Annotated in this window: 22 protein-coding genes; 14 read left to right on the forward strand and 8 right to left on the reverse strand. The window is 65.4% G+C overall.

What is annotated here, in order from left to right; genetic code table 11:
* Positions 1 to 60 precede the first annotated feature (60 nt).
* The 6 genes from ATO3_RS24630 to ATO3_RS29500 all read right to left on the reverse strand — a co-directional run bounded on the left by ATO3_RS24630 (position 61) and on the right by ATO3_RS29500 (position 6,353).
* Positions 61 to 1,554 carry an amidohydrolase family protein gene (locus tag ATO3_RS24630; protein WP_088652528.1) on the reverse strand — a complete coding sequence of 498 codons (1,494 nt, stop codon included), beginning with the start codon at positions 1,552 to 1,554 and terminating at the stop codon, positions 61 to 63.
* A gap of 61 nt (positions 1,555 to 1,615) precedes the next feature.
* Entirely contained in the window at positions 1,616 to 2,500 is an 885-nt protein-coding gene (locus ATO3_RS24635; protein WP_088652529.1) for a polysaccharide deacetylase family protein, read from the reverse strand.
* Positions 2,497 to 3,444, reverse strand: coding sequence for a polysaccharide deacetylase family protein (locus ATO3_RS24640; RefSeq protein ID WP_088652530.1), 948 nt, complete (start codon positions 3,442 to 3,444; stop codon positions 2,497 to 2,499). Before ATO3_RS24640 ends, ATO3_RS24635 begins: the two co-directional genes overlap by 4 nt.
* Positions 3,441 to 4,226, reverse strand: a complete 786-nt coding sequence (locus ATO3_RS24645) for a BtpA/SgcQ family protein (RefSeq protein ID WP_233152306.1) — start codon at positions 4,224 to 4,226, stop codon at positions 3,441 to 3,443. The genes ATO3_RS24640 and ATO3_RS24645 overlap by 4 nt, the downstream gene beginning before the upstream one ends.
* Positions 4,223 to 5,239, reverse strand: a complete 1,017-nt coding sequence (locus ATO3_RS24650) for a carbohydrate kinase family protein (RefSeq protein WP_088652550.1) — start codon at positions 5,237 to 5,239, stop codon at positions 4,223 to 4,225. The genes ATO3_RS24645 and ATO3_RS24650 overlap by 4 nt, the downstream gene beginning before the upstream one ends.
* A gap of 1 nt (position 5,240) precedes the next feature.
* Positions 5,241 to 6,353, reverse strand: a complete 1,113-nt coding sequence (locus ATO3_RS29500) for an SIS domain-containing protein (RefSeq protein ID WP_088652531.1) — start codon at positions 6,351 to 6,353, stop codon at positions 5,241 to 5,243.
* A gap of 550 nt (positions 6,354 to 6,903) precedes the next feature.
* Here ATO3_RS29500 and ATO3_RS24660 point away from each other — a divergent pair.
* The 5 genes from ATO3_RS24660 (at position 6,904) to ATO3_RS24680 (ending at position 12,337) form a co-directional block, all read left to right on the forward strand.
* Positions 6,904 to 7,950, forward strand: a complete 1,047-nt coding sequence (locus tag ATO3_RS24660; protein ID WP_088652532.1) for an ABC transporter substrate-binding protein — start codon at positions 6,904 to 6,906, stop codon at positions 7,948 to 7,950.
* Positions 7,947 to 9,026 (forward strand): ABC transporter ATP-binding protein, encoded by a 1,080-nt coding sequence (locus ATO3_RS24665; RefSeq protein ID WP_233152307.1) that lies wholly within the window; start codon positions 7,947 to 7,949, stop codon positions 9,024 to 9,026. The genes ATO3_RS24660 and ATO3_RS24665 overlap by 4 nt, the downstream gene beginning before the upstream one ends.
* Entirely contained in the window at positions 9,026 to 9,958 is a 933-nt protein-coding gene (locus ATO3_RS24670) for an ABC transporter permease (RefSeq protein ID WP_088652533.1), read from the forward strand. Before ATO3_RS24665 ends, ATO3_RS24670 begins: the two co-directional genes overlap by 1 nt.
* Positions 9,955 to 10,770 carry an ABC transporter permease gene (locus tag ATO3_RS24675; protein WP_088652534.1) on the forward strand — a complete coding sequence of 272 codons (816 nt, stop codon included), beginning with the start codon at positions 9,955 to 9,957 and terminating at the stop codon, positions 10,768 to 10,770. Before ATO3_RS24670 ends, ATO3_RS24675 begins: the two co-directional genes overlap by 4 nt.
* 67 nt (positions 10,771 to 10,837) lie before the next feature.
* Positions 10,838 to 12,337, forward strand: coding sequence for an amidohydrolase family protein (locus ATO3_RS24680; protein WP_088652535.1), 1,500 nt, complete (start codon positions 10,838 to 10,840; stop codon positions 12,335 to 12,337).
* Positions 12,338 to 12,343: 6 nt separating this feature from the next.
* On the opposite strand, the gene ATO3_RS24685 is transcribed toward ATO3_RS24680, so the two are convergent.
* Together ATO3_RS24685 and ATO3_RS24690 are read right to left on the reverse strand one after the other, a co-directional pair.
* Positions 12,344 to 13,225 (reverse strand): polysaccharide deacetylase family protein, encoded by an 882-nt coding sequence (locus tag ATO3_RS24685; protein ID WP_088652536.1) that lies wholly within the window; start codon positions 13,223 to 13,225, stop codon positions 12,344 to 12,346.
* Positions 13,226 to 13,309: 84 nt separating this feature from the next.
* Positions 13,310 to 14,083 carry a DeoR/GlpR family DNA-binding transcription regulator gene (locus ATO3_RS24690; RefSeq protein WP_088652537.1) on the reverse strand — a complete coding sequence of 258 codons (774 nt, stop codon included), beginning with the start codon at positions 14,081 to 14,083 and terminating at the stop codon, positions 13,310 to 13,312.
* A 483-nt stretch (positions 14,084 to 14,566) separates the two neighbouring features.
* Here ATO3_RS24690 and ATO3_RS24695 point away from each other — a divergent pair, with 483 nt between their 5' ends.
* The 9 genes from ATO3_RS24695 to ATO3_RS24735 all read left to right on the forward strand — a co-directional run.
* Complete coding sequence (locus ATO3_RS24695) at positions 14,567 to 15,418, forward strand: transporter substrate-binding domain-containing protein (protein WP_158218060.1); 852 nt, start codon at positions 14,567 to 14,569, stop codon at positions 15,416 to 15,418.
* Positions 15,419 to 15,427: 9 nt separating this feature from the next.
* Positions 15,428 to 16,102: an amino acid ABC transporter permease gene (locus ATO3_RS24700; protein WP_088652539.1), complete on the forward strand. Its 675-nt coding sequence runs from the start codon at positions 15,428 to 15,430 to the stop codon at positions 16,100 to 16,102.
* On the forward strand, positions 16,095 to 16,859 hold the full coding sequence (locus ATO3_RS24705; RefSeq protein WP_088652540.1) for an amino acid ABC transporter ATP-binding protein: 765 nt from the start codon (positions 16,095 to 16,097) through the stop codon (positions 16,857 to 16,859). The genes ATO3_RS24700 and ATO3_RS24705 overlap by 8 nt, the downstream gene beginning before the upstream one ends.
* Complete coding sequence (allB, locus tag ATO3_RS24710; protein WP_088652541.1) at positions 16,856 to 18,229, forward strand: allantoinase AllB; 1,374 nt, start codon at positions 16,856 to 16,858, stop codon at positions 18,227 to 18,229. The genes ATO3_RS24705 and allB overlap by 4 nt, the downstream gene beginning before the upstream one ends.
* Before the next feature lie 17 nt (positions 18,230 to 18,246).
* Entirely contained in the window at positions 18,247 to 18,912 is a 666-nt protein-coding gene (locus ATO3_RS24715) for a DUF1989 domain-containing protein (RefSeq protein WP_088652542.1), read from the forward strand.
* 315 nt (positions 18,913 to 19,227) lie between these two features.
* Positions 19,228 to 20,262 carry an extracellular solute-binding protein gene (locus tag ATO3_RS24720; protein ID WP_158218061.1) on the forward strand — a complete coding sequence of 345 codons (1,035 nt, stop codon included), beginning with the start codon at positions 19,228 to 19,230 and terminating at the stop codon, positions 20,260 to 20,262.
* Positions 20,263 to 20,357: 95 nt separating this feature from the next.
* Positions 20,358 to 21,116 carry an ABC transporter permease gene (locus ATO3_RS24725; protein ID WP_143747376.1) on the forward strand — a complete coding sequence of 253 codons (759 nt, stop codon included), beginning with the start codon at positions 20,358 to 20,360 and terminating at the stop codon, positions 21,114 to 21,116.
* Positions 21,113 to 21,898 carry an ABC transporter permease gene (locus tag ATO3_RS24730; RefSeq protein WP_088652545.1) on the forward strand — a complete coding sequence of 262 codons (786 nt, stop codon included), beginning with the start codon at positions 21,113 to 21,115 and terminating at the stop codon, positions 21,896 to 21,898. Before ATO3_RS24725 ends, ATO3_RS24730 begins: the two co-directional genes overlap by 4 nt.
* Positions 21,895 to 22,103 (forward strand): ATP-binding cassette domain-containing protein (locus tag ATO3_RS24735; protein WP_143747377.1); only part of this gene is annotated, 209 nt, incomplete at its 3' end. The genes ATO3_RS24730 and ATO3_RS24735, both read left to right, overlap by 4 nt.

Here is a 22,103-nt window from a genome sequence, read left to right on the forward strand (position 1 = left end):
GCAGACCGTCATTCCGTTCGAAACAGTCGGCCTTCCCAACCCAAAGATCACGCCGCCGCATCAAACCCAGCCTTTGTAGAACCCTCGGACCGGCTCCAACAGTTCCCCGGCCAGCTGGCGCATCGCGGTGTCCTGAGGCGAGAGAGGCCCGGCGAGGCTCTCGGCGATCTCCTCCAGGACGGCGTCGCAGACGATCCGGGTGAAGCGACCGCCCTCGTAAACCACCTCTCCGCCGATGATCACCTTATGCACCGCATCCGGCTTCGCGCGCCGCAGGAGCACGTCGACGATCGGCAGGGCGGAATCCTGGTATGGATAGGTGACCGTCTTCCAGTCGACCAGCACGATATCCGCCAGCCCACCCGGGCTCAGGCGGCCGATGCGGGCGCCGTGCGGGGTCGTCCGGGCACCAGTCTCGGTTGCCATGCGAAAGATCTCGGCCGCCGTAGGACAGGGCGCGTCATGACCGGACGGGCGGTGGAGCGTGAGCGCCAGCCGCATTTCCTGCAGCATGTCGCGGTCGTCGTTGATCCCCGCCTCGTCCATGCCGAGCGCCACCGGAATGCCGCGTGCGATCAAGCGGTTGAGGTCAAGGGTTCCGCTTTTCAGCCGCAGGTTGGACGAACAATTGTGACACAGGCACGCGCCGCGTTCGGCCAGCAGGTTGATGTCGTCCTCGTCCATCCAGACACCATGGCCGATGGTCAGGCCCGGCCCCACAAGACCGAATCTGTCCATGAAGGACAGGGCCGAGCCACCGGTGCGGCGGCGGGCGTATTCCTTCTGGTACGGGGTCTCGAGCAGATGCATGTGCATCGGTGCGCCGGTGTCCTCGGCCATCCGCGCCGCGCTTTCGATGGCGGCATCCGACAGCCAGTGCAAGTTCGACGGCGCGATCTGGATCGCGACATGTGCGTCGTCCGACCAGCGTTCCCTGAGCGCGTGAAACACGGCGACCTGTTCTGACAGGGGAAGGCCGAAACCGGACAGGTATTCAGCGGCGGGTTTGCGCAATGGCTCCGGCAGGGAGGCGACGAAGTCCTGATCGTCGGCATAGATCATCCGGTTCTGGTCGCGCAGCGCAAAGGAATACGAGGCGCGCATCCCCAGTTCCTTGTAGGCCCCGATGATCGTGTCGGCGCGGGCCAGTACCGCGTCTGTATCCCCGGGTGCGCGGCTGTGCAGGTGCTGAACTGTCGTCACGCCCGAGGCGATCATCTCGAAGGCCGAGAACAGCGTATCGAGCCGCGCGTCGATATCGCGCATGCCAAGGCGTTCGGGGAACCACAATTCGAGCGGCTGGTCGCGGGCGCCCATCTGGAACGGGGTGAGCCCGACATGGTGATGTGCGTTGACGAGCCCGGGAATGGCCACGAAGCCGCTGCCGCCGATCTGCCGCGCGTCGGGATGGTCACGCCGAAGCTCGGCGGCCGGGCCAATGGCGCATATGGTGTCGCCTTCGACCAGGATCGCGGCGGTATCGAGCACCTCCGGTTCGCCATCCGGACCTATGCCGGTGACGATCCTGTCGGCGATCACGAGGGTTTGGGTCATGAGAAGCCTCCGTTGCTCACAGGTGTCGACGCAACCAGTATTGGCGCATCGTCCGCGCAGCTCATGGAACGGCGCGAGAGAATGCGCGGGCGATGTCGATCCGGCGGGCAATCCACAGATCGTCACGCCGGCGGGCAAGTTCAGCCAGCACGCCCTGGAACGCCTTGAACCGGCCCGGGCGGCCGACGATCCTGAGGTGAAAACCGATGTTGAGAAGCCGGGGCAGGCCTTCGTCCGCCTCGGCCTGCAGCACGTCGAGCGCATCGGAAACGTAGTCGACCATTTCCCGGGCCCGCACGAAGCCGTTGGGATGGAAGAACTTCATGTCGTTGCTGTCGAGCGCATAGGGCACGACAAGCAAACCGTCGGAATCGCGGTAGGGCAGATCGTCGTCGAACCCGTTGGACGTATAGACAAAGCCACGGTCGCGCAGAAGCGCCCGGGTCCAGGGGCTTTCGGCGCCGCGGCAGAAGAACCCCCGAGGCGGCTCACCCGAAGCCTTGGCGATGGCGGCGATGGCGCGGTCGAGATCGGCGGCCTCTTCCTCGGCGCTGTCGTAATCGGCGTGCGGCCGCCACAGCCAGCCGTGGCAAGCGACTTCGTGCCCCGCGCGGGCCAGCGCCGACAGAGCCGGTGCGGCGCGTTCGGCCGCGCGGCCGCAGGCGAAGATGGTCGCCGGGACCTCGTGACGATCCAGCGCCCGGGCCATGCGCCAGACGCCAGCCCGGGTGCCATAGCCGAAGATCTGCGCCTGCCCCTGATCGGGCTTGCCCTCCGGCACGACCGAGATGACCTCGCCGATCCGTTCGCTGGCAGGATCGCCGTCCAGCACCTGCTGCTCGGCGCCTTCCTCGAAATTCACCACCACCGACACGGCAAGCCGTGCCCCGTTGGGCCAGGTGAAATCGGGCCATGTGCCCCCGTATCCGACGAGGTCGCGCGTCATGAGACGTCTTGCAGGTCGGCGAACCCGGCGGGGGTCGCCCGAGGCTCCCAGTCCGGCAGTCCGAGCCCGGACCGCCAGGCCGAAGCGATCCCGGCGCGCGTGGCGAACCAGACACCATCGGCGGCGAGGGCGTGATCGAGAAACGCCTCCAGCCCGCCGATCCGGGCCGGGCGGCCAATGATGCGCGTGTGAAGGCCGATGGATAGCATGCGCGGCGCCTCGCGGCTTTCAGCCAGCAGGCGGTCGAAGGCGGCGATACAATAGCGCGCGAAATCGTCACCGAAGACGAAACCGCCGTTGTTGTTGAACCGCATGTCGTTGGTGTCGAAGGCATAGGGCAGCACGACATGAGCGTGGTCGCCGACCTGCACCATGTAGGGGAGATCGTCGTTGTAGGCGTTGCTGTCGTAAAGAAATCCGCCGTGCTCGACGAGCAGGTCCCGCGTCGCCAGAGAGGTGGCCGACCGGGTGTGCCAGCCGACCGGCAGGCTGCCGGCGGCGCAGGTGATCGCCTCGACGGTCCGGGCGATGGCGCGGCGTTCCACCGGCTCGGCCATTCCGGCGTGACGTTCCCAGCGCCAGCCATGGGCGGAGACCTCGTGCCCGTCAGCCACCGCTTCGGCCAGAAGCCACGGGGTCGCGTCGGCAGCGCGGCCGCAGACATTCAGTGTGGCGCAAACCCCGCGTGCGGCCAGCGCCGCCCGGATGCGCGGCCAGCCGGCGCGTGGCCCGTATTCGAAATGGCTTTCCATGCAGAGGTCGGGCAGGCCATCAACCCGCTCGACCGCTTCGTAGATATGTTCGTTGCGCTCGTCGCCCGCGCCCAGCGACAGCTCTGCGCCCTCCTCGACATTGACGACCACCGAAATCGCCAGCCCGGCCCCACCGGGCCAGGCGGCGATCGGAGCGCAGTCGCGGTATCCGGCGAAGTCGCGCTCGGTCACCGGGCTCGCGCCTTGTCCATGAAGCGCCGGCAAAGGTCGGGGTCCCAGCGCAGGATGTCGTCCTCTCCGGCATCCTTCCGCATCAGCGCGCTGGAGACCACGACACCGTCACTGGCGGCCAGCGCCTCGCCCAGATTGGATTCGGTCACGCCGCCGCCGATCAGGATCGGCGCCGCGCCGACCGTCTTGCGGACCGCCGCGATCCGGTCGAGCGTGTCCGGGAAGCTGGATCCGGTGATGATCAGCCCGTCGGCCCCGGTGCGCACAGCCCAGTCGGCCGCGAACGGCTGGCTTTCGTCGGAAAGCGGCCGCGCGGTGCGGTCATGCACATCCGCCAGGATGGTGACATCGGTACCGCCGATGGCCTGACGATGCGCCACTGCGGCCGAGCCAAGGCCGTGGCGCGGCCCATCCGCCGTCATTGCGCCGCCGACGAAGACCTTGAGCCGCACGAAGGACGCGCCGGTCGCATGGGCCACCGAGAGGGCCGCCTCGGGATCATGCGCCTCGATGATGATGCCAAGCCCCAGGTCCGGGTATTCGGCCCGGATCAGCCGCCCCAGCGACGCCATCAGCGCGAGCGTTTCCGTCGACGCCGGGCCGGATGTGCGGGTCTGGTCCTGCAGTTTGATCCAGGGCACGCCGGCTTCGGCAAAGACACCTGCATTGGCCAGCGCGTAATCCTCGTACCACGCCACCGAGCGATGCCGGTTCAGGGCGAACTCGGGAAGGTGCAGCGCGGCAATGATCTCGGGGGTGGTTTCGAACATCTTCCGGCTCACGGCTGGAACTCCTTATTCAATGTGTCGCGCACCGCGGCCCGGTCGACGGGCAGCGGGGCGTCGGCGCCGAAGCGCGTTACGATCCGGGCCGCCGAGATCGCGCCGAAGCGGGCGGCGGCAACGGGATCGCCGGTTTCGACAAGGCCCGCCAGGAACCCGCCGCTAAAACTGTCACCCGCGCCGGTCGGGTCGAGCGTGGCAACGCGCATGGCCGGCACCATCACCGGCGCATCGGTCGTGCGGTCCCAGACCAGAGCGCCCTTGGGTCCGAGCTTGACCGCAATCGCACCTGGGCAGCGGCCGGCCAGCACCCTGAGCGCATCGCCCGGGGCCGCGCCGGGCACCATCGCCTCGAGCTCCACCTCGCTGGGCAGGAAGGCGTCGAGCCGTGACAGGACCGGGGCGATCTCGTCCAGTGGACGGCTGGACAGATGGCCACCCGGATCGGCGGTGAAGATTGCGCCGCCGGGGGCGAAATGGTCGATCATCGCCAGCATGACGTCGGGCTGGCTGGGCGCCAGATGGACCCCCTTCACGCCCGCCCAGGAGGCCGGGATCTGCGAGGGCATCAGCGGATGGCGGTTGCGGAACTCGGAATAGCTGATCTCGTCCGGTGCATCCCGCCGGGCAAGCCAGGCGCGCCAGGCGTCCAGTTGCTCCGGCTCCAGCCGGTCGGTCGGGAACCCGGCCTCGCCCAGGGCGTCGGGCGGGCTGCTGAGCTCTTCGTCGCGGCGGCCGTCTTCTTCGTAGATGAACCAGTGGCACGAGGTCAGGCGTTCGTCCGACCAGGCGACACCGCCCAGGTCGACGCCCCCTGCCCCGAACCGTTCCAGCGTATCTCGCGGATAGGAGGCGACGGCGCAGCTGACCAGGCCGACATGGCCGACCCAGTGCAATGCGCCGACCGCCGAATAGGCGCCGTTGCCGCCGGCCTGGCCCAGGGCCACGGTTCCGTCTGCGGCAACGACATTGTCGACGGTCAGACCTCCGACCGTAACCAGATCGGGCGTCAAGTCAGCCCCCCAGCCGCGGTGCGCCCAGGCCGAGCGCATCGCGCTCCACTGCGGCGTGGTAGCCGAACAGGTGGATCGGAACGCTGTAGAGCATCGGCGCCGTTTCGGCCGCCACTTCGGGCAGGTGCCATGTCACGTCCGCAACCTCGGTGATCTCGGTTTCGCCCTCGGGGACCAGCGCCACGCAAAGACCTTCGCAAGCCTGGCTCATGATCGCCGTTTCCAGCGCACGATGATGGCTTTCGCTGTCCCCGGCGACAAGGAAGATCGGGTCGCCGGCCTTCTGGGTCCGGTAATGGTGATATTCTTCAAGGGGAAAGGCATAGGAATGGATCGGGGCCAGTTCCTTGAGCTTCGCCGATCCGAAGGCGGCGGGTGCAAAGAAGGCGCCGGCCCCCGCCAGCATCACCAGCTCGGCCCGGGCCAGCCGCTTGGCCAGCTCCTTCGCCGGTTCGTAATAGGCGTTGGCCACCGCATCGACCTGGTCCGGGATCGCCGCCAGCGCGGCCGTCAGGGACGACACGTCGCGGCCCTTCGCCTTGGCCACGGCTTCGGCGAAGGCCAGCAGCAGCGCCATGGCCGCGGTGCTGGACTGGGTCGGCCAGCCGCCACGGGTCGCCTGGATATGCAGAGCGCCGGGGAAGGTGACCATGAGGGGCGAGCCCAGAGTGTTGGACAGCCCGACCGTATAGGCGCCACGCTCCGCCGCATCCTTGAGCCCGTCGATCACCGGCTCGGTCTTGCCGCTGGAACTGAGACCGATAACGACTGTCTCCTCGTCGATCACGTCCAGCCCGTAATTGGCGAAATCGAACGCCTCGTAGGGTTCGCAGACGGCGCCCAGCACACGCTCCATCGCGCGGCGCACGCCGAAGCCGGCAATCCAGCTGTCGCCGCAGCCGACCATCACCACACGCCGGACGGTACGGCCCGCAAGGTCCGCGCCGATCTTCGCCAGTGGCTCGACATTCGATTCAAGGGTCGAGCGGATCGCCGTCCCTTGCGACATCATCTCCTTTTCCGTCAGCGCCACGCGCCGGAAACGCTCCGGGTCGCCCGGCTCGTCGGTCGAAGATTCCCGCCGTATCTCAATAATGCGCTGATCAATGCTCACGCCTGTCTCCTCGTGGTCGATGCAGTGAACCGCCCGCGCGAGGCAAGCGGCGATTTCTTTCGATATCTGTCAAAGTGATGCCTAACGCAAGTTTTATTTACGAAAACGGAAGCGCGGCAAAAATGGATCGCGCGGGCACGAGCGGAAAGTGAACGATTGGAAGGCAGGCCCGCCGTCGGGCCGGTCTACACCGGGTGACCAACGCTATATACAGTCACTTCACGCGGGAGGCCGCGCACAAACCAGGAAATACAGGCGCCCATACAAGGCTTCCACGATGATTCTCATGGCGCTTTCGCAGGGCGGCATCCTGCGTTTCGGCGCGCACCGGGCCGCGTGAAGGGCCGAATCGCATCCCGGGATCGCCCCGTCAGCGCCCAAAACCCAGCGGATCTGCGCAAAAAACATGCAACACAACCGAGCACCTATCGCATTGGGCGCGTGTTTATGAATTTCTTCTTTCTACCTACTCGTGAAAGTGTCGAAAGGTAAATCGTGGAACCGCTTCGGCGCTCGGCACCCAAGAACACACAGATGGGGAGTTCATCATATGCAATTCAATCGACGTACAGTCCTTGGCGGCCTTGCCGCAGCCAGCGCATTGTCCGCGCCCGGCATCCTGCGCGCACAGACGCGCGAACTGGTCATGGTCGGATACGGTGACGCGGCCGACGCGCCGCTGATCGCCGCCGGCGAGGAACTGGCGAAGCGCCATGCCGGCGTATCGCTCAAGGTCATCGGCGGCCTGTCGTCCGAGGCGCTGGCCCAGATCAAGGCCGCGCGCGGCAACTCGCCCTACGACCTGGCGGTGATGGGTTCGCCCGCGATCGTCAACGCGCTGGCCGAGGACGTGATCGTCCCGCTCGACTTCTCGAAGATCCCGAATTCGGCCAATGTCGATCCGCGCTTTACGCCCTATGGCTATGATGTCGGCCAGCCGATCTGGTTCGAAGGTATCGGCATCGCATACGACAAGACCCGCGTCGAAACGCCCCCGACCACCTGGGAAGAGCTGTGGAGCGGCGATTTCAACGGCCGCGTCGGCATGTGCCGTCCGCAATCGAACCTGGGCCTTGGCGTCCTGGCGGCAACATGCGAGGCTTTCGGCCAGCCGCAGAGCGACATGACCTTTGCGCTGGAGAAATGGAAGGAACTGGATCCCCTTGTCGGCCGCAGCCCCTCGTTGCTGCAACAGATGATCGAGCGCGGCGAAGTCGATCTCGCGCCGTTGTGGCACGTCAACGCGGCTTTGGCCGCATCGTCCGGCCTGCCCATCGGTTACACCAAGATCGCCGGGCCCGGGCCGCTGATGCTGCCGACCAATATCGTGCAGTTCGTCAACACCGCCGACGGCACCGGCGATCTGGTCCATGAATTCGCCGATATCATCCTGACCCAGCAGATCCAGGAAATGGCCGGCGGCGCGCCGACCTATTTCGGCACCGTCGTGGAAGGAATCGCCGTCCCCGAGGCCGCCGCACCCTATGTGCCGTCGACCGAGGCCGAGCTTGACACCATGACTTCGCTCGACTGGAAGACCGCGGCTCCGCTGCGCGGCGAAACCGTCGAGACCTTCGACAGAATGTTCGGCGCATGATGCAGAACGCTGCTGATAACGCGGCGACGTTGAGCCAAGCCGCCCCGGTATTGCGTATCGGGGCGGTCGACAAGTACTTCGGGGCGACGCAGGTTCTCCAGAATTGCACGCTTGACGTCGGCGATGGCGAAATCGTCACCCTGCTGGGCCCCTCGGGCTGCGGCAAGACAACATTGCTGCGCTGCATTGCCGGTTTCTGGGACGCCGACGCCGGCCGGATCGAGATCGACGGTCAGGACATGACGCCGGTTCCCGTGAACCGCCGGCCCGTCGGCGTGGTGTTCCAGAGTTATGCGCTGTTCCCGCACCTGACGGTCGCGCGGAACGTCGGCTATGCCCTGCGCATGCGCGGCACGCCGGCCAGCGAGATCGAAGCCCGCGTCACCGAGGCGCTCCGCACGGTGTCGCTGGAAGGGTTCGAAAGCCGCTATCCGGCACAGCTGTCGGGCGGCCAGCAGCAGCGCGTGGCCATCGCGCGCGTACTGGTGATGCAGCCCCGGGTCCTGTTGCTGGACGAGCCGTTCAACGCCCTGGACGCCAAGCTGCGCAGCACAATGCAGGTGGAACTGCGGCAGCTGATCAAGCAGCTCGGCATCACCTCGATCTTCGTGACCCACGATCAGGAAGAAGCCCTGACCATGAGCGACCGCATCGCCGTGATGCGGGGCGGACGGATCGAACAGGCCGCCACGCCGGACGAGATATTCGACAGGCCGGTGTCCTCCTATGTCGCCGATTTCGTCGGAACCTCCAATTTCTGGGATGCGCAGGCGGAGGCCGGACAGGTCACGCTGCCGGACGGTCAAAGCGTCGAAACCGGGCTGTCGGGCAAGGTGCGCGTGATGTCACGCCCGCACAACCTGCGGCTCGCGCCCGAAGAACAGGGGCCGTGGCGCGGTGTGGTGTTGTTCCAGCGCCATATCGGACCGCTGATCGAGTACCATGTGGAGATGCCGGACGGCGCCACGATCAAGGTCGCCGCCATCCGGCAGGACCGGGTTCGGCCGGTCCGTGACCGGGCGGCGGTGAGCATCGGCATCATCGACTCCGCGCAGGTCTCGGTGTTCGCTGACTGATGGCCGACGTGACTTCCTCCCCTGCCATCTCCGGCCCCGGGCTTGGTGAAAAGACGCTGGACCTCTTGTTGTCTGGCCGCGGCATCTGGCCGGCGGTCCCGTCGATCATCGTGCTGGTCGTCGTCGCCGTCATCCCCTTCATCCTGCTGCTGTCGCTTGGATTCTCGGACATCGAGGTCGCCCGGGGCGAGATCGTCTCGCAGACGTTTTCGCTGAACCACCTGACAAACGCGCTGTCGGATTCGCTCTACTGGACGACGTTCAAACGCTCGCTGAGCCTTGCGCTGTCCACCACGGCGCTGTGCCTGCTGTTCGGCTATCCGGTCGCCTATCTCTTCGCCGTCGGCGGGCGCTGGACCCGCCGGGTGATCCTGATCCTGACCATCGCGCCGCTTCTGACCAGCGGCATCGTGCGGACCTATGCCTGGCTTGTCATCCTCGGCGGGCGCGGCGTGGTGAACTGGGCCTTCCTCAAGCTGGGGATCGTCGATTCACCGCTGCGGATCATGAACACCCACTGGGCGGTTCTGATCGGCATGGTGCAGATCCACCTGCCGGTGATGATCCTGCCACTGGTCGCGGTGATGAGCCGCCACGACAACCGCCTGATCGAAGCGTCGGAAAACCTGGGCGCGTCGCGGCTGGGCACCCTGCGGACGATCATCTTCCCGATGAGCGCGCCGGGCATCGGCACCGGGGCGGCACTGGTCTTCACGCTCAGCTACACCACCTTCGTGGTGCCGCAGCTGCTGGGCGGGGGCAATTACCTGAACGCGGCGACGATGATCTATGAACAGGTCGTGTTCTCGCTGGAATGGAGCAAGGGCTCGGTCACCTCGTTGCTGCTGATGGTCACCTGTCTGGCAGTGCTGGTGATGATCTCGCTCGCCACCAACTACTTCACCGGCTGGACAAAGGGGCGTGACGCATGAAGGCGCTGAAACGCAGCTCACTGACCGACATCATCGGGCTCGGACTGATCTTTGGGGTGGCGATCTTTTCGCTGATCCTGCTGGTCGCTCCCTCGATCATCGTCCTGATCATCTCTTTCGACACCCGCGCCTATGTGAGCTTTCCGCCCGAAGGCTTCACGCTGCGCTGGTATGGCGAGGTGTTCCAGAAGAGCGAGCTGGTCGAATCGATGCTCAACAGCCTGCAGGTCGGCCTGACCGTCACGGTGCTGTGCATTCTCCTGGGTGTGCCCACGGCGCTGGCCTGCGTGCGTGGCCGGTTCCGTGGAACAACGGCGCTGTCGGTCTTCGTGCTGGTTCCGCACATGGTGCCCGGCATCGTGCTGGGCGTCGCGGTTCTGTTCGCCGGGGCGCTTGTGGGCGTGTCGCCGTCGATCTGGCTGCAATCGGTCGCGATCACCGTGTTCATCCTCGCCGTTATGGTCCGGACCGTGCAAAGCCGGCTGATGCGGCTGGATCCTGCGCTGGAGGAGGCGGCGGCCAACCTGAGGGCGACCCCGTTCCAGAGCCTGCGCACGGTGACCTTTCCGCTACTGATGCCCGCGATCCTGGCCGGTTCGGTGTTCACCTTCGTGGAGGGGATCGACAACCTCTCGGTCGCGATCTTCACCCACGGCTTCCGCGACCGGCCGCTTCCGGTCGAGCTGCTGGCACTTGTCCAGTACACCAGCACGCCGCTGGTGGCCGCGGTGTCCGGCGTGCAGATCGTCCTGGCCATCGTGGCCCTGATCGCAGTTTCGCTGACGATCGGGCTGGACAATGTGAACGACTAGGGCCGTCGGCGCGGCGGATCCTTCCGATCCGGCCGCGCCGGCCCGACAATCACGGGAATGACCTAACATGGCGCGTGACCTTCTTCTTCGCGGCGGCCGGATCCTGGCGTCGGCCTCCTCCGAACACCTGATCCGGGCTGATGTCCTGATCCGCGACGGGATCGTCGCCGGCATCGGCGAGGATTTCTCTGCCGACGTGCCCGAACTGGACGTGACCGGCCAGATCCTGATCCCCGGGCTGATCAACGCACATCTCCATTCGCCCGGCAATTTCATGCGCGGGACGCTCGAGGGACTGCCGCTCGAGGTGTTCATGCTCTACGAGGTGCCGCCGCTGGCGGACGGCGTCGGGCCGGACCCGGAGCGCGACCGGCTGCGCACACTGATCGGCGCGGCCGAGATGCTGAAGCTGGGCGTCACCTCGGTCATGGACGACGCCTTTTTCGTGCCGCTGACCACGACGCAATCCATCGACGCCATCGCGGGCGCCTATGCCGAGATCGGGATGCGGGCGACACTGGCGCTGGATCAGCCGATCGTGCCGGAATACGACAAGTACCCGTTCCTGAAGGAGATCATCCCCGACAGCGTGCGGCACGACATGGACACCACCCCGCGCGAAACACCCGAGGCGATGCTGGAACATTATGCCCACCTGATCGGGCACTGGCACGGTGCGGCCGACGATCGGATCGGGGCAGCGGTCTCCTGCTCCGCGCCGCAGCGCGCCACACCGGATTACTTGCAGGCGCTGAGCGCCCTCGCCCGCGAACACGACCTTCCCTATTTCTGCCACATGCTGGAAAGCAAGCTGCAGCGCGTGCTGGGCGAGGAGAAATACGGCTGCTCGCTGGTCCAATATGCCGACCGGCTGGGGATCCTCGATGAACGGATGCTGGTCATCCACGCCATCTGGATCGACGAGCACGACATGGTGACGCTGGGCCGCTCGGGCGCCTGCGTTGCGCACAACCCCGTGTGCAACATGCGCCTCGGCAGCGGCGTCATGCCGTTTCGCGGCCTGTCCGACGCCGGGGTGCCGATCTGCCTTGGCACCGACGAGGCGGTCAGCGACGACAGCCACAACCTCTGGGGCGCGATCAAGACAGCGGGCGTCGTTCACGCCCTGTCCGGCCGCGATTACCGAAGTTGGCCAAGGGCGGACGAGATCCTCGCGGCTGTCTGGGACGGCGGCAATCGCGCGATGCGCCGGGATCAGCGGCTGGGTCGGATCGAAGTCGGCGCCGCGGCGGATATCGCCGTGCTGGACGGCGACGCCCCGACCTTCCAGCCGCTGCACGACATTCGCAGGGCGCTGGTGCTTTGCGAAACCGGTGCATCGGTGCGCCACACCATCGTCGGCGGTGAAATCATGGTCCGCGACGGACGCCTGACCATGATCGACGAAACGGCCCTGCTGGCCGACCTCCGCGCGATCGAGCCCGAGCTGCAGGCCGGAGCCCGCGCCGTGCAGGAAACGGCGTCGCGGCTGGAGCCGTATTACCGCGAGATGCTGGAACGCGCCCATGCCCGCGACGTGGGCTTTTCGCGCTGGGTCGGTCGGTAAGGCCGCCTAGACTGCCAGTTCGGGCCGATCCAGCATCATCCGCGCGATCCGGTCTGGCGTCGTGAACCACACCCGATCGCTGTTTCGGGTCATGTGATCAATCGCGCGCCGCAGCGCCCGCAGGCGGAACGGCTGGCCCGAGATGAAGGAATGGATCACCACCGGCATCACCAGCGGCTGCGCCTCCGAGGCTTCCAGCATCTCGTCGAACTGATCGATGATCATCCCCGAGAAGTCCGTCGCACTGGCCTGCCGACCGATGATCGTGGTGCTATCGTTCAGCTCCAGCCCGTAGGGAACGCACAGCAGCGGTCCCGCCCGGGTGGCCAGCCAGACCGGCTGATCATCCATCCCCAGATCGAGGACATAGCTGTAGCCGGCTTCCTTCAGCAGATCGGCCGTGGCGTCGGTATGGGCAAGCCAGGGGCTGGACCAGCCCATCGGAGCCGATCCTTCATGCGCCGTGACCGCTTCGGCCACCTGCTTCAGATAGGCGGCCTCCGACGTTTCATCCCGCCCGGTCAGCGTATCGGAATTGGTCAGTCCGTGCGCAATGACCTCGCATCCGTTCGCACGCGCGAATTCGGTCAGCTGCGGCGCGTGATCATAGACCTCGGTGTTCAGCAAAAGCGAAAGCGGGAGGTTCTCCTTGCCGAACCGTTCGATGATGCGGAAGGCGCCGACTCTGTTGCCGTAATCGCGCCAGGAGGTGTTCGCGTAATCGGGCTTGGACGCACCGGGGAACAGGTCCTCGGTCATGCCCTCGCCGAACACGTATTCCTCGACCCCCAGGACGAAGTAGACGGCCAACGTCTTGTCACCGGGCCAGCGATAATCGGGACGCTCGGTGATCGGGTGGAATGCGTAGCGCGGTTGTGACGGCAGCATCGGGAAAGCTCCTGGGTCGGACCGTGGTCCGTGGAAAGGGGCGGACCAGCCGCCTGCATGGGTGTGCGAGGTTTGCCGCGGCGCTCAGGCGATGATCAGCTCAAGCCCGAGCCCGCGCATTTCCTTGACCACTTCGACCGACGCGTTGTTGTCGGTGATCAGCATGTCGGCCTCGGTCAGGGCGGCGATTTTGGCGGTGGCGACGTGCTTGAGCTTGGAGTGGTCCGCCAGGAACACCACCTTGCCGGCGGCCTGGATCATCGACTTCTTGATCTCGGCCTCCTGCCAGTTGCTGTTGGTGAAACCCTTCTGCGCATGGACCCCCGCGCAGCTCATGAAGGCGACATCGGCATTAATCTCGCGCAGAAGCAGCTCCCCGAATGGCGAGACGAGCGAATTCAGCTTCGGCCGCAATGTCCCTCCGGTCACGATGACCGTGGCACCCGGATGTTCGCTCAGGATCGCCGCGACCGACAGCGAATTGGTCACCACGGCGATATCGGTCAGGGTATGGGGAATCTGGCTTGCCAGCGCCGTGACCGTCGAACCCGTATCCATGATGATCGTCTCGCCATCCCGGATCATCGAGGCGGCGAGCCCGGCAATTGCCTCCTTCTCGGCGCTGTGCATCACCGCGTTCATCTCGGGCGGGCGTTCGTACCGGCTTGGCCGGGCCGAGATCGCCCCGCCCCTAATGCGGCGCAGGATCTGCGAGCGTTCCAGATAGGCAAGATCGGCGCGGATGGTGACGCCGGAAACGTCGAGTTCTTCGGCCAGTTCCAGCACGTCGACACGACCGTGGATGTTCAGCTGGTCGACGATCTTCTGCTGTCGTTCGCTGGCTTTCAGTGAAGGCATCTGTAACTGCTCATACTTCGGTGCTGCGGGTCGGCCCCAGCGTGTCATCAATCTGATCCGAATTCCACGATATCCGCCCCGTTTCATGTGCCTTGAACCTGAAACGTTGCCTCCATGCGCAGACCGGACCGCGTCGCGGATCCGCGCGGAGGCGTCGCCCGGGCACCGCCAGCGGACCGCGCCAACAATCATTTACAAACTTTTACGAAAGCGCAACTTGGAAATTCACATCCATTTGAAGTGAAAGCCGCCACTACGGCCCGGGAATCGCAGCCAAACTCCGCTTCACTTTCCATTTCTTCAATCATATAGAGCCTTGACGCGCTGACCCCACTGGCGACATGGCGCGCAAAAATGCGGCAGGAAGCTTTCTTTTTCGAGGTCCTAATCTTTTATTTTGACGCACAAGTAAGATTCTTCATTGCCCTGCGGCGCAGGATCGGAAAGCCTCACGCTATCAACCGCCTGACAATGGAGAACGGCATGACCCCTGCACTGAAGGCCCTCGGACTATCGTTCTTGACACTGATGGCAGCGCCGGTGATGTCCACCGCGCAGGACGCGCCGTCGCTCAACGGCACCACCCTGCCCCAGTATGCGGCCCCCGAAGGCGGCCTGGTTGCCGAGATCCAGTCGCGCGGCAAGATCGTGAACGGGATCGAGGCACAGAACCCGCCGTTCGAATATGTCGACAACGGCGAGATCGTGGGCTTCGACATCGAGGTCACAAACCTGTTCGCCGAATCCCTGGGCGTCGAGGCCGAGTTCATCGACACCGCGTGGTCGGGCGTGATCCCCTCTCTTTATACCGACAAATTCGACATGATCTGGTCGGCCATGACGATCACCGAGCCCCGGAAGGAAGCGGTGAGCTTTTCCAAGCCCTATGCCTCGGACAAGGTGGAATTCATCGTTCAGGCCGGCAACACCGAGATCACGTCGCTCGAGGATCTGAACGGCAAGGTTCTGGGCACGCAGCTGAATTCGGCCGCCGAATTCCAGGCCCAGCAGCTGATCGAGGAACACGACCTTGATATCGAGCTGAAATCCTTCGACAGCTTCCAGGGTGCCTATCTCGACCTCAGGAACGGCAATGTCGATGCGGTGACCAGCACGCAGCTGAACAACCGCGTGCTGTTCGAAGCCAACCCCGGCGTCTACGAGGTGGCGATCGGTCTGCCGATCTACAACTTCGTCGGCGTGGCGATCCGCAAGCAGGACAGTGACCTGCTCGAAGCCGTGAACACCTTTCTCGACGCCAAGATCGCCTCGGGAGAGCTGGCCGCGCTGCAGGAAAAGTGGTTCGGCTACGCGATGGACCTTCCCGGGGAATAAGCACGTCACATGCCCGGTCTCGACTTTGACGTGATCCTCCAACGCTGGCCGGAATTCCTGGTCGGCGCGCGGGCCACGATCATCTACTCCGGAATATCGCTGTTCTTCGCCAGCGCCATCGGCCTTGCCGTGGCGCTGGCCCGCATGTCGCGCGTGACGCCGCTGCGCTGGTTCGCGCGCGGCTACATCGACTTCGTGCGCGGCACGCCGGCGCTGGTTCAGATCTTCTTCGTCTATTTCGGCCTGCCCGCCATCGGCATCAACCTGTCGGCGCCGACGGCGGCGGTGGTGGCCCTGTCGATCAACAGCGGCGGCTACCTTGCCGAAATCTTCCGCGGCGGTATCGCCAGCGTGGACCGTGGCCAGGCCGAGGCCGCGCGGTCACTTGGCATGTCAGGCGCCGAGTCGATGCGGCGGATCATCCTGCCGCAGGCCGTTCTGCGGGTCGTCCCGGCCGCAGCCGGCGAATTCACCAACCTGGTGAAGGGCACATCGCTGCTCTCCACGATCTCGGTCACCGAGCTGACCCGCGTGGCACAGGTGATCGTCGGCACGACCTTCCGGCCCATCGAGGCCTATCTCGCTATCGCGGTGATCTATTTCATCCTCAACGCCTTCATCGCGCAGGGCGCGGTTTGGCTGGAGCGCAGGCTGATGCGCGCGCAGGGGCTGATCCATGTCTGAGCCGATGGTGCGGATAACCGGCCTGCGCAAGTCCTTCGGATCCAACGAGGTTTTGCGTGGCATCGACCTTTCGGTGGAAAAGGGCACGACGATCGCCGTGATCGGGCCCAGCGGATCGGGCAAATCCACCCTGCTGCGCTGCGTCAACCACCTGGATCCCCCCACAGCCGGCAGCATCGAGATCGACGGCGAACCGATGTCCCTGAGACCGGATGCCCCGTACCGCCGGCAAGAGGCGCAGCTGAACCGGATGCGTTCGCAGGTCGGCATGGTATTCCAGCGCTTCAACCTGTTCCCGCATCGCAGCGCCATCGGCAACGTGATGGAAGGCCTTCTGGTGGTACGCCGCATGGCCGAACCCGAGGCCCGCCGCATCGCCGCCGCCATGCTGGATCGTGTCGGGCTGGCCGCCAAGATGGACGCCTATCCCGCGCAGCTTTCGGGCGGGCAGCAACAGCGCGTCGCCATTGCCCGGTCGCTGGTGATGGAGCCCAAGGTCATGCTCTTCGACGAGGCGACCTCGGCGCTGGATCCCGAACTGGTAGACGAGGTTCTGACCGTGATGCGGGAGCTGGCCGCCGAGGGGCTGACGATGATCGTCGTCACCCACGAGATGGGCTTTGCCCGCGACGTGGCCCGCAGCGTCGTGTTCATGGACCAGGGCGTGATCGTCGAACAGGCGGCTCCGCAGGATATCTTCGTTGCCCCCCAACACGACCGGACACGCCAGTTTCTCAGAAAGGTACTGCACCATTGACCGACGGAATTCTGATCAGGGGCGGCACGATCGTCACGCCGGAGGCTGTTTACGAGGCCGATATCACCGTGCGCGACGGGGTCATTGCGGCCATCGGCCGTGACCTGCCCGCCGACCCGGACAGCGCGGTGTTTGATGCCACCGGCCTGCACATCCTGCCCGGCATGATCGACCCGCATTCCCACCTGTGGGAACCGGGCTTCATCTCCGACGACGATTTTCGCGACAGCACGGCCTCGGCCGTCGCCGGCGGCGTGACCACGATCATCGAGATGCCGCTGACCACGCCCGAGGTGCTGGATCTCGAGATCTTCAGACAGAAAGCCGAACTCGGCCGCCGTACCTCGCATACCGATTTCGCGCTGCACGGCGGGGTGCGCCCCTCGAACCTCGGCGATCTCGAGGCGATGTGGGACGCCGGTGCGACCGCCTTCAAGATCTTCACCTGCGACACCGGCTGCGCGATGCACGGGGTCATCGACGATGCCGACCTGCGCGATGCGCTGGCGACCATCGCGGGATTTGGCGGGATCGCGACCTTTCACGCCGAGAACGACGAGCTACTGATCGCCAACCGCAAGCGACTGGACGCCGTCGGCCGCACCGACAATGCCGCCTTCAACGAATGGCGCGATGAAACGGTCGAACTGGAGGCGATCAACCGCATCCTGTTCTACGCCGGCCGCACCGGCGCGCGGGTCAATATCGTTCATGTCACCTCCCCGGCCGGGGTTGCGCTGGTGCAGCGTGCCCGGTCCGAGGGGATCGACGCCACCGCCGAGACCTGCCCGCACTACCTCTACCTGACCGATCAGGACATCGAGACGCGCGGCGCCTGGGTCACCTGCTCGCCGCCGATGCGCGGCCCGGATGCCCGGGACGCGATGCGCCGGCTGGTGGCCGATGGCACGATCATGACCGTCGGCTCCGATCACGGGCCGGTCGATCCGGAGCTGAAACGGCGAGGCGGCAACAACGTCTTCGCCGGCCAGCCCGGGATGCCGGCGAACGAGACGATGGCGCCGCTGATGCTGGACCTCGTGGCGCGCGGCGAGCTGACCCTTGGCCGGCTGGCCGAGGTCATGTCCGAAGCGCCCGCTCGGCTTTACGGGCTCTACCCGCGCAAGGGCGCGATCCGGGGCGGATCGGATGGAGATTTCACCCTTGTCGACCTGAACGCCACCTGGACGATCCGGGGAGCCGAACTTGTCGGCCGCGCCGGATGGACCCCCTACGAGGACGAGACGGTGACCGGCCGGGTCGCGGCAACGATCATCCGGGGCCGCATCGCCGCACGCGACGGCCGGCCCGTGGCCGAGCCGGGACAGGCGGCCTTCATCCCGCGCATCGGTGCGTCGAACGCCCTATGACAACACGGAAGACCAAGATGACCCAAGACGACCTGATCACCATTCCCGCTCGCCACGGCAAGGCCGCGACGCTGAAAGCAGGGCAATCCCTGCGGCTGATCAACACCCACGGCACGCAGGTTGTCGATTGCTGGGCCTGGCGGCAGGACGACCTGTCCGAATTCATGTCGATGGAGGCCACGCGGGTCTGGAACCAGCGGCTGAACCCGGACTTCGGCGACACCTTCGTGACCAACCACCGCAACCCGATCCTGACCATCGTCGAGGACACCTCGCCCGGGGTCCACGACAGCTTCATGGCTGCCTGCGACCGCCGCCGCTATGAACGACTGGGCGTGACCGAGTATCACCGCAACTGCTTCGACAACATGATCGAAGCTGTGCGCGAGCTGGGCTACGAGATCCCTCATCCGACGCTGGCCTCGCTCAACGTCTTCATGAACATCGCCGTGATGCCCGACCTGCGCAGCCTCGATACCCGGCCGACCGTCACGAAACCGGGCGATTACATCACCTTCCGGGCCGAGATGGATTGCATCGTCGCATTCTCCGCCTGCCCGCAGGACATCGTGCCGATCCAGGGCATGGAGGACAACATCCCGCGCGACGCGCATTTCTGCGTGCTGGACGACGGGTTCCCGGACGTCCCCGGCACCAGCACCTGGACGCCAGATACAAAGTGACCAGCTACGGCCGGGCCCTGCGCCCGGCCGCATTCCGGAACATCGTCACCAAATCAACGCCTTAATCGCCCGGCCGACGGCCCGGCTCCTCCAACATCCGCTATCCGGGCGCGCAACCGTTTCAGGCACATCCGGGAATGTCTGCTCAAAAACAAAGCGCTCCCGCCAAATAGTACCCAGTGACACAATCTGGCGGATTGAGTGTCCCCGCGCCGATTTCCTAGCGTCGCATCGGCTTCGAAGTCATCCGCTCGATGAAACGTCCCGCGCATGCAACCGGGCCAGACCAGAACATCCACTGCAGGAAGCGTTAACGTGCACGTAAAACCCAAACTTACCCTCACATCGGCCCTGACGGCCGTGGGACTGACCGCCAGCATCGCGACCGCGCAGGACTTCTCCGGCCAGACCCTCATCGTCGGCACATGGGGCGGCGATATCGAACGGCTGCTCAAGGAACACGCGGCCGCGCCTCTCGAGGAAAAGACCGGCGCCAAGGTCGAATTCCTGCTGGGAGGATCCGGAGACCGCATGGCCAAGATCTATGCCGAGCGCCAGAACCCGACGATGGATGTGACCTTCCAGAACATCTACGAAGCGCCCCAGCTGCTGGCCGACGACCTGGTAGTCGCGCCCGACCCCGAACTGGACATATACGAGACCGTCTGGGACGGCATGAACGACGGCTGCTATGCCATGTCTCTTGTGGGCCTGGGCATCGCCTATTCCAAGGACCTGGTGCCCGAGCCGCCCGAATGGGCCGACATGTGGAAGCCCGAATACAACGGCATGATCGCCATGGCGCCCTATCCGTCCTCCGAAGGCGACGGTCTGCTGGGTGTCGCGGCTCGCCTCGAAGGGGCAGACGAACATGACGCCGACGTTGCCTTTGCCAAGGTTGCCGAGCTTGGCGAACCCGCGCTCACCTATACCTCGCTGGACGAGGTCTTTGCCCTGATGGAAGCCGGCGAAGTCGCCATGGCGCCGATGATCTCGGGCTACGTGCTGGCCGGGCTCAAGGAATTCCCCGGCATCGGGTTCTCCTTCCCCACCGACCCCGGCCCGGTTCTGATCCGCGACATGGTCTGCCAGGTCAAGAACAGCCCGAACCCGGAACTTGCGCAGATGTTCATCGAATACGCGCTGTCGGCCGAAACCCAGAAGGCCTATGCCGAAGAGATCTATTTCGGCCCGACCAATTCGACCGTGAAGCTGTCCGAAAGCGCCGCCGCCGACACGATCAACTCGCCCGAAGAGGTCGAAAGCCTGCTGGCGCTCGACTGGCCCTGGCTGATCGAACAGCGCGCCGACTGGACCGAGCGCTGGAACAAGGACATCATGGGCCAGTAACCTTGCTGACACGACGCAGCGCAGGACTACTCGTTGCTCCGGCCGTCATCCTGACGGTCGGAGTTTTCGTTGCGCCCTTCCTTCTGCTTCTGGCCATGAGCATCTGGTCCCAGCCGCCCGGGTCGCTGATCCTCGATCCCACGCCGACGATGGAAAACTACGTCCGCATCGCCGGTGACGGCTATTACATCCGTGGCCTTCTGCGCACGCTCTGGCTGAGCCTGTCCACCACTGCCATCGCCGCCCTGCTCGCCCTGCCGCTGTCATGGTGGATCGTGCTGCGGGCCGGCCGGTTTCGCGGGCTGATGCTGACGCTGGTGCTGATCCCGATGGTCTGTGGCGCGCTGCTGCCGACACTGGGGTTGATGAACCTGCTGGGCCCGCTGGGCGTAATCAACGGAACGCTGAAATCGCTGGGCCTGATCGACCGGTCGTGGAAGATGCTCGGCAACCAGACCGGCATCCTGATCGGGCTGGTTCACGCCTTCCTGCCGCTGATGGTGCTGCCGCTGGTTTCTGCGCTCGACCGCCTGCCGGCGGATGTCGAAAGCGCCGCCATGTCGCTGGGCGCGAACCGCCGCAAGGTCTGGCGCCGCGTGATCCTGCCGCTGGCCGCCCCCGGCCTGATCGCTGGATCAGCCCTCGTGTTCTGCGCCGCACTGACCTCGTTCGTCACGCCGCTGATCCTGGGCCAGGGCAAGGTCGCCACCTTCGCCACCATGGCCTATCAACAGGCCTCGCTGGTGCTCGACTGGCCTTTCGCCTCGGCGCTGGCCGTGGTCATGCTGGTCATCCTCGCCCTGATCGGAGCCGGAGCCTGGGGCGCCCAACGCTGGGCCGCTGACACCCCATGAAACTGAAGACGATCCTCTGGGCCGCGTTGACCTTCGCCGTGCTGCTCTATCTCATTGCGCCGATCGCCGTGCTGATCTTTTCGGCCTTCGACGACGGCAAGTTCTTCCGCTTTCCGCCCCGCGAATTGTCGCTACGCTGGTTCCGCGCCGCGCTGGACAGCTCGGAATACCGCAGCGCGCTGGTCAATTCGACGATCATCGCCTGCCTCGCCTCCGTTCTGTCGGTCACCTTCGGCATGATGGCCGCGCTCGGCCTGACCCGGGGCGGCCTGCGGTCCCGTCCGGCGATCGAGATCCTGCTGCTCGCGCCCCTGACCCTGCCGCTTGTGGTCTGGGCCATCGCGCTCATCCAGATCTACGCGCGGCTCGGGCTCAGCGGGTCGTTCTGGGGCCTCCTGCTGGCCCATACGATCATCATCCTGCCCCTGTCCGTCCGGATCCTCATGGCCACCTTATCCAATATCGACCCCAACCTCGAAGACGCCGCCCGCAGCCTGGGCGCCCGCCCGATGCGGGCCTTTGCGCGTACCACGCTGCCGCTGGCCATGCCCGGGGTGCTGACCTCGGCGGCCTTCGGTTTCCTGATTTCCTTCAACGACGTGGTCGTGACCACCTTCATCGCCGGCGCCTCGTGGATGACCTTCCCGGTGCGCATGTACTCCCAATTGCGCGGCCAGGGCGTGGACCCGATCACGCTGGCCATCGGTGCGATGATCGTGGCCCTGACCCTCGTCATCGTCGCCCTCGGCGAGGCGCGCTTCAAATGGTCCCGCCGCATATGACCAGCTATCTCAAGATCGACCGCATCGGGAAATCCTACGGAACCACCCGGGTGCTTCAGGACGTCAGCCTCGATGTCGCGCCCGGCGAATTCACCGTGCTGCTCGGCCCGTCTGGCTGCGGCAAATCCACCCTTCTGCGTATCATCGCCGGGCTTCTGGACTGCGACAGCGGCACGCTGATGCTGCAAGGCCACGACATCACCGC

The organism is Marinibacterium profundimaris, from assembly GCF_002210095.1.
In the GTDB taxonomy this organism is placed as follows: domain Bacteria; phylum Pseudomonadota; class Alphaproteobacteria; order Rhodobacterales; family Rhodobacteraceae; genus Marinibacterium; species Marinibacterium profundimaris.

What these genes read in the sequence shown, in the direction of transcription:
- ATO3_RS24690 (WP_088652537.1), bottom strand. Translation starts at nt 14,083, where the DNA reads ATGCCTTCACTGAAAGCCAGCGAACGACAGCAGAAGATCGTCGACCAG.
- ATO3_RS24715 (WP_088652542.1), top strand. Translation starts at nt 18,247, where the DNA reads ATGACCCAAGACGACCTGATCACCATTCCCGCTCGCCACGGCAAGGCC.
- ATO3_RS24705 (WP_088652540.1), top strand. Translation starts at nt 16,095, where the DNA reads ATGTCTGAGCCGATGGTGCGGATAACCGGCCTGCGCAAGTCCTTCGGA.
- ATO3_RS24635 (WP_088652529.1), bottom strand. Translation starts at nt 2,500, where the DNA reads ATGACGCGCGACCTCGTCGGATACGGGGGCACATGGCCCGATTTCACC.
- ATO3_RS24630 (WP_088652528.1), bottom strand. Translation starts at nt 1,554, where the DNA reads ATGACCCAAACCCTCGTGATCGCCGACAGGATCGTCACCGGCATAGGT.
- ATO3_RS24725 (WP_143747376.1), top strand. Translation starts at nt 20,358, where the DNA reads ATGAGCATCTGGTCCCAGCCGCCCGGGTCGCTGATCCTCGATCCCACG.
- ATO3_RS24685 (WP_088652536.1), bottom strand. Translation starts at nt 13,225, where the DNA reads ATGCTGCCGTCACAACCGCGCTACGCATTCCACCCGATCACCGAGCGT.
- ATO3_RS24695 (WP_158218060.1), top strand. Translation starts at nt 14,567, where the DNA reads ATGACCCCTGCACTGAAGGCCCTCGGACTATCGTTCTTGACACTGATG.
- ATO3_RS24660 (WP_088652532.1), top strand. Translation starts at nt 6,904, where the DNA reads ATGCAATTCAATCGACGTACAGTCCTTGGCGGCCTTGCCGCAGCCAGC.
- ATO3_RS24665 (WP_233152307.1), top strand. Translation starts at nt 7,947, where the DNA reads ATGATGCAGAACGCTGCTGATAACGCGGCGACGTTGAGCCAAGCCGCC.
- ATO3_RS24700 (WP_088652539.1), top strand. Translation starts at nt 15,428, where the DNA reads ATGCCCGGTCTCGACTTTGACGTGATCCTCCAACGCTGGCCGGAATTC.
- ATO3_RS24675 (WP_088652534.1), top strand. Translation starts at nt 9,955, where the DNA reads ATGAAGGCGCTGAAACGCAGCTCACTGACCGACATCATCGGGCTCGGA.
- ATO3_RS24730 (WP_088652545.1), top strand. Translation starts at nt 21,113, where the DNA reads ATGAAACTGAAGACGATCCTCTGGGCCGCGTTGACCTTCGCCGTGCTG.
- ATO3_RS24680 (WP_088652535.1), top strand. Translation starts at nt 10,838, where the DNA reads ATGGCGCGTGACCTTCTTCTTCGCGGCGGCCGGATCCTGGCGTCGGCC.
- ATO3_RS24670 (WP_088652533.1), top strand. Translation starts at nt 9,026, where the DNA reads ATGGCCGACGTGACTTCCTCCCCTGCCATCTCCGGCCCCGGGCTTGGT.